We start from the raw sequence: 4,164 nt of genomic DNA, 5'->3' as shown, positions 1-4,164 counted from the left end.
TATTGGCAGACAAAGGCTATGACTGCGCCGCCTTCGTCGATGCGATCCAGTGCAGAGGGGTTGAGGCCGTGATCCCATCCAAAAGGAATCGTCTGTACCCTCGCACACTGGATCGGCATCTGTACAAGGCGCGCAACCTGGTGGAGCGTTTCTTCTTGAAGCTGAAGCAGTTCCGTCGGGTAGCGACCCGATATGAGCGACTAGCCAGGAACTATCAGGCGATGTTGAGCCTCGTGTCAGCCGTCATTTGGCTGGCCTGATTGAGAACGCCCTATAGGTCTCGGCGAAACGGAAAGAACGAACGCTAAGCTTTGCACACGATTTAAGTGTTGTTACTGCAGAACCCCTCCGCCCTTTTAGAAGCTGCACCGGCCTGATATTGGAGTTGTGCTTCACAGCCTTGAGGACATCGATTTGGGGTTGGCTCACCTTGATAATTAGATCTCTGAATTCGGATTTTTACGGACTGTAAAGGACAAGTGATGAAAAAAGTACTATTGGCCAGTTCGCTGTGCTGTCTGTTTTCCCCAGCAATTCTGGCGACCCCCCATTGGGAGTATCAAGGTGAGGCAGGCCCTGAACAGTGGGCCAAACTGACACCCGAGTTTGACCAATGCGCCGGTAGTAACCAATCGCCGGTCGATTTGGAAGGAATGGTTGATGCCAAATTGGCGCCGCTGGTCATTCATTATAAGGTTGGTGGCAAAACAGTGGTCAACAACGGTCATACCGTACAGGTTGGTTATGTTCCGGGCAGCACATTGCAAGTCGATGGCATGAGTTTTGAGCTCAAACAGTTCCACTTCCACGCGCCGAGTGAAAACCTCATCGAAGGGAAATCCTATCCGTTGGAAGGGCATCTGGTGCACGTCAATGACAAGGGAGAGATTGCGGTTGTTGCTGTGATGTTCAAGGCTGGCAAGTCCAATGCGGCATTGGCAGAGGCCTTAAGCGCGTTACCAGCCAAGGTTGGCGAGATCCAACCTCTCAGTGCTCCTCTCTCGGCGGAGCAATTGCTGCCCAAGCGCCGTGACTACTACCGCTTCAACGGTTCTCTCACCACGCCGCCCTGTTCGGAGGGAGTTCGCTGGCTGGTTATGAAGCAACCGGTCGAGGTGAGCCAAACCCAAATCGATGCCTTCAAAGCCGTAATGCACAATCCCAATAATAGGCCGGTGCAGTCTCTAAATGGGCGGGTGATTCTGCAGTAAAACGACTTAAGAGGGTGTAGTGTAGTGGTCATTAGACCACTACACACCATCGCCTTAAGCGATGGCATCAGGAAGGTGTGTTGCCCGGACGGTTACGGTCGTTGGCCACAGCTACAGCAGCACTAGCCTGTCTGGACGCCCATTCTTCCGGCTGTCTCCTCAGGTGTCGGCCCAAATAGTAGAAATTTCAAAAAACTGTTCGTTAATTTCAAGAAAAGCTTGAACCATTTCAGGATCGAAATGACTACCGCTGCCGTCGCATATGACCTGCAATGCTTCGGCATGGCTCATGCCGGGTTTATAGATACGTTTGCTTATAAGTGCATCGTAGGTATCGGCCAAGGCCATCAGTCGGGCCGATAATGGAATATCTTCCCCGCTTAAACCTTGCGGATATCCGGAGCCGTCCCATTTTTCCTGATGGGAGTAGGCTATTTCCTTAGCGTAGCGCAAAAAGCCAAGTGGGATGCCTAGCTCCGCCTCTGTGTCGGATATTGCGTCCCTGCCTAAGACGGTGTGGGTCTTCATTATTTCGAATTCATCTGTAGTCAATTTCCCCGGCTTCAGCAAAATATGATCAGGAATACCAACTTTGCCAATGTCATGCAACGGGGCTGATTTGAACAGTAGGTCAATATTCTCTTCGCACAGTTCCTTTGCATATTTGGGGTGTGATTGTAGGTGTTTGGCCAGTGCTCGGACGTAGCGTTGGGTGCGCTTAACATGTTTTCCAGTTTCGCTGTCGCGGGTTCCCGCCAGAGAAGCCAAAGCTAGCATTGCGGCATCTTGGGCGGCTTGTACTTGTTGAGTGCGGCGCGTTATTTCTGCCTGAAGATAAATGTTTTGGTTGCGCAGAAGGTCTGCGAGCGTCTTCTGCCATAGATAATGTTGGACTCTTGCCAACACTATAGGAGGGCTAACTGGCTTAGTGATGTAGTCGGCGGCCCCTAGACTTAGGCCATAGCGGCTGTCTTCGCTCACCGTCTCGGTTTTTGGCATCAGAAGAATCAATGGGACATTACGTACTTGTAGGTTGGCTTTGAGGTATCTTGTTATTGCAGGGTCCCCCATCTTCAGCATCATGCTGTCAAGTAAAATCAAGTCCGGTAAATTTTCATCGATCAGTTTTAAGGCTTGTGTGTTGCTGCTGGCGGTTTTGACACAGTAATTGTTTTTAAGTATTGCGCTCATCAATCGCAGCTGTGCTGGTGCTTCGTCGATCACCAGAACTACCGGCCTCCGAATTAGCGTGCCCATGCGTCTTCCTCCTGTGCTGTTGGGCTGTATACATGTCCTATGCTGTATGCATAGTTTTCAGGGCTTGATTGCAGTCTTATAGCGAATCAGAAGTCCTACAGTCAAACTCATAAAAATACAGTATGAAGTATTGGGTTTGGCGGCTCGCTTGCGCTCCATTCCTGGCTCAGAACTAATGCCGCTAAAATGGCGAGGCCTTGGAGAGCGATGACAGGTTGCGAGCGTTTTGACTTCGATCTTAGGTGATAAGATTGATAAGTGAATTGGAAAAGGCGCCTGAACCGGGCGCTAACATAGATATGGCTTATCTGTCGGCGAGGTTGGCCATGTGGTTGTCCTGTGCAGGGTCACATGGCCGAAGTTAGGTTGTCGCGGCCCCGCGCTGAGCGAGGTGTTTTGTTGCTTGCGGAGGATTCGGCAAGTTGTATTGGAGTGGTTTTTTCTCAGCGTCGAAAGACGTCAGGCGAGATTGTCGTTGACCAATACTCGCTCTGTGCGGGTGTGCCAGTATTCTGGCCCTCTGGTGCTTACTTCTGGTGTATAGATGCCGCAGTGGGTCAGGGGGCGTTGATAGATGTGAAGAGAAACTGCAACTTGATCGTGCGGATTGCGCACGGCGTGGTATTCATTTGGAGGGATCAAGCTGTCGGATGATCCGGCATTGGCTATGTTGGTGCTAGTGGTAGTAAATCGATAGCGTTGGTCGATTTTTTCAGCTAATTCATATTGAGTAATTTCCAGACATCCATGCCAAATGCCTTCTACGCACCACAGGCCTGAATGATCGTGAATTTGAGTGCCTTGGCCAGGGGGCCATGTCATTGCGATAACGCTGTAGCCGTGCTCCTGGCTAGTATGTAGTTCGTGGCGCGCATAGCGGCCAGCTATCGCTTTAAAGAGGTGTGATGGCAGTTCTACTGAGTTGTCGGTTGCTAGTTTGCATAGCGCGAGGCGCAGAGCTTTAGTAACCGATGTGGAGGAATGTAGGGAAGCAGCTGCATCAAACGATGCAATTAATTTGTCTTTGCCTTGAAAATTAGTTGGCATATGTAACGTTTCCTTCGGTTTTTCGATTATTTAAGAGCTTTTCGGAGCCTCATAAGATGACATGGTCTTGCTGTGGTGATCGCTATGCCAGATTCATTATCGCCACTCTATAGCGATGTTGTTGGTGGGGCTTATGTTCTGTAAGCGGTAAGATTCCTGACCGAATTTATTCAAATCTCTACGCTATGCCTGTTCTTTCAAATGGGGTGGCTGGTGTTCGTTTTTTTGTTGGAGCGATAGATGAAAATTACTGCCGATGATGCTCAATCCCAACCGTCTAAGGATGACGTTCCTTCTCTTGTTAAAGTGCAAGGGAGTGCTGTTGCTGGGGGGGCGGAGCAATTTGAAAATGTGCTTGCTGAGCTAAAGGCCAAGCAGGCTGCTTACCGTTTGGCAATGCGGCGTCGGCTTGGTGCGGAGGAGGAAGAGGAAGAGGAAGAGGAAGAGGAAGAGGAAGTAGTAGAGGCCAAGGGAGGGCAGGAGGCTGAGGTGCAGGGAGGCGGTCAGGACGCTGTGCCAGGCGAGAAGGAAGACAGCGGTCTTGCTAGTTTTTGGATGAACGGTACAAGTCCCGACTGGACTACCATCGGTCTCACTGCTGGTGTCTTGGTCGGTGGTATTGCTCTTGCGTCGTCTGGTGGGGGGGGGG

The 4,164-nt window shown here is 50.7% G+C and carries 5 protein-coding genes; 3 read left to right on the top strand and 2 right to left on the bottom strand.

Annotated elements, in window-relative coordinates; translation table 11 throughout:
- Positions 1-260: transposase (locus CRO75_RS32055; RefSeq protein ID WP_143504332.1), on the top strand; the 260-nt coding region annotated here is incomplete at its 5' end.
- Between the two features lie 222 nt (positions 261-482).
- Entirely contained in the window at positions 483-1,211 is a 729-nt protein-coding gene (locus tag CRO75_RS32050) for a carbonic anhydrase (RefSeq protein ID WP_097140642.1), read from the top strand.
- A 159-nt stretch (positions 1,212-1,370) separates the two neighbouring features.
- On the opposite strand, the gene CRO75_RS32045 is transcribed toward CRO75_RS32050, so the two are convergent.
- Both CRO75_RS32045 and CRO75_RS32040 read right to left on the bottom strand, forming a co-directional pair.
- Positions 1,371-2,468 carry an HD domain-containing phosphohydrolase gene (locus CRO75_RS32045; protein WP_097140640.1) on the bottom strand — a complete coding sequence of 366 codons (1,098 nt, stop codon included), beginning with the start codon at positions 2,466-2,468 and terminating at the stop codon, positions 1,371-1,373.
- A gap of 459 nt (positions 2,469-2,927) precedes the next feature.
- Positions 2,928-3,515, bottom strand: a complete 588-nt coding sequence (locus CRO75_RS32040; RefSeq protein WP_097140638.1) for a cysteine dioxygenase family protein — start codon at positions 3,513-3,515, stop codon at positions 2,928-2,930.
- Positions 3,516-3,755: 240 nt separating this feature from the next.
- Here CRO75_RS32040 and CRO75_RS32035 point away from each other — a divergent pair.
- Positions 3,756-4,164: hypothetical protein (locus CRO75_RS32035; RefSeq protein WP_177409820.1), on the top strand; the 409-nt coding region annotated here is incomplete at its 3' end.

The organism is Pseudomonas sp. LAMO17WK12:I10, assembly GCF_900215185.1.
GTDB classification, from domain to species: Bacteria; Pseudomonadota; Gammaproteobacteria; order Pseudomonadales; family Pseudomonadaceae; genus Aquipseudomonas; species Aquipseudomonas chlororaphis.
The sequence above is the reverse complement of the archived record's forward strand: the minus strand, read 5'-3'. Positions and strand labels throughout refer to the sequence as shown.

Bases quoted from the DNA above. Each gene is read 5' to 3' on its own strand.
- CRO75_RS32045 (WP_097140640.1), bottom strand. From the start codon at position 2,468: ATGGGCACGCTAATTCGGAGGCCGGTAGTTCTGGTGATCGACGAAGCA.
- CRO75_RS32050 (WP_097140642.1), top strand. From the start codon at position 483: ATGAAAAAAGTACTATTGGCCAGTTCGCTGTGCTGTCTGTTTTCCCCA.
- CRO75_RS32040 (WP_097140638.1), bottom strand. From the start codon at position 3,515: ATGCCAACTAATTTTCAAGGCAAAGACAAATTAATTGCATCGTTTGAT.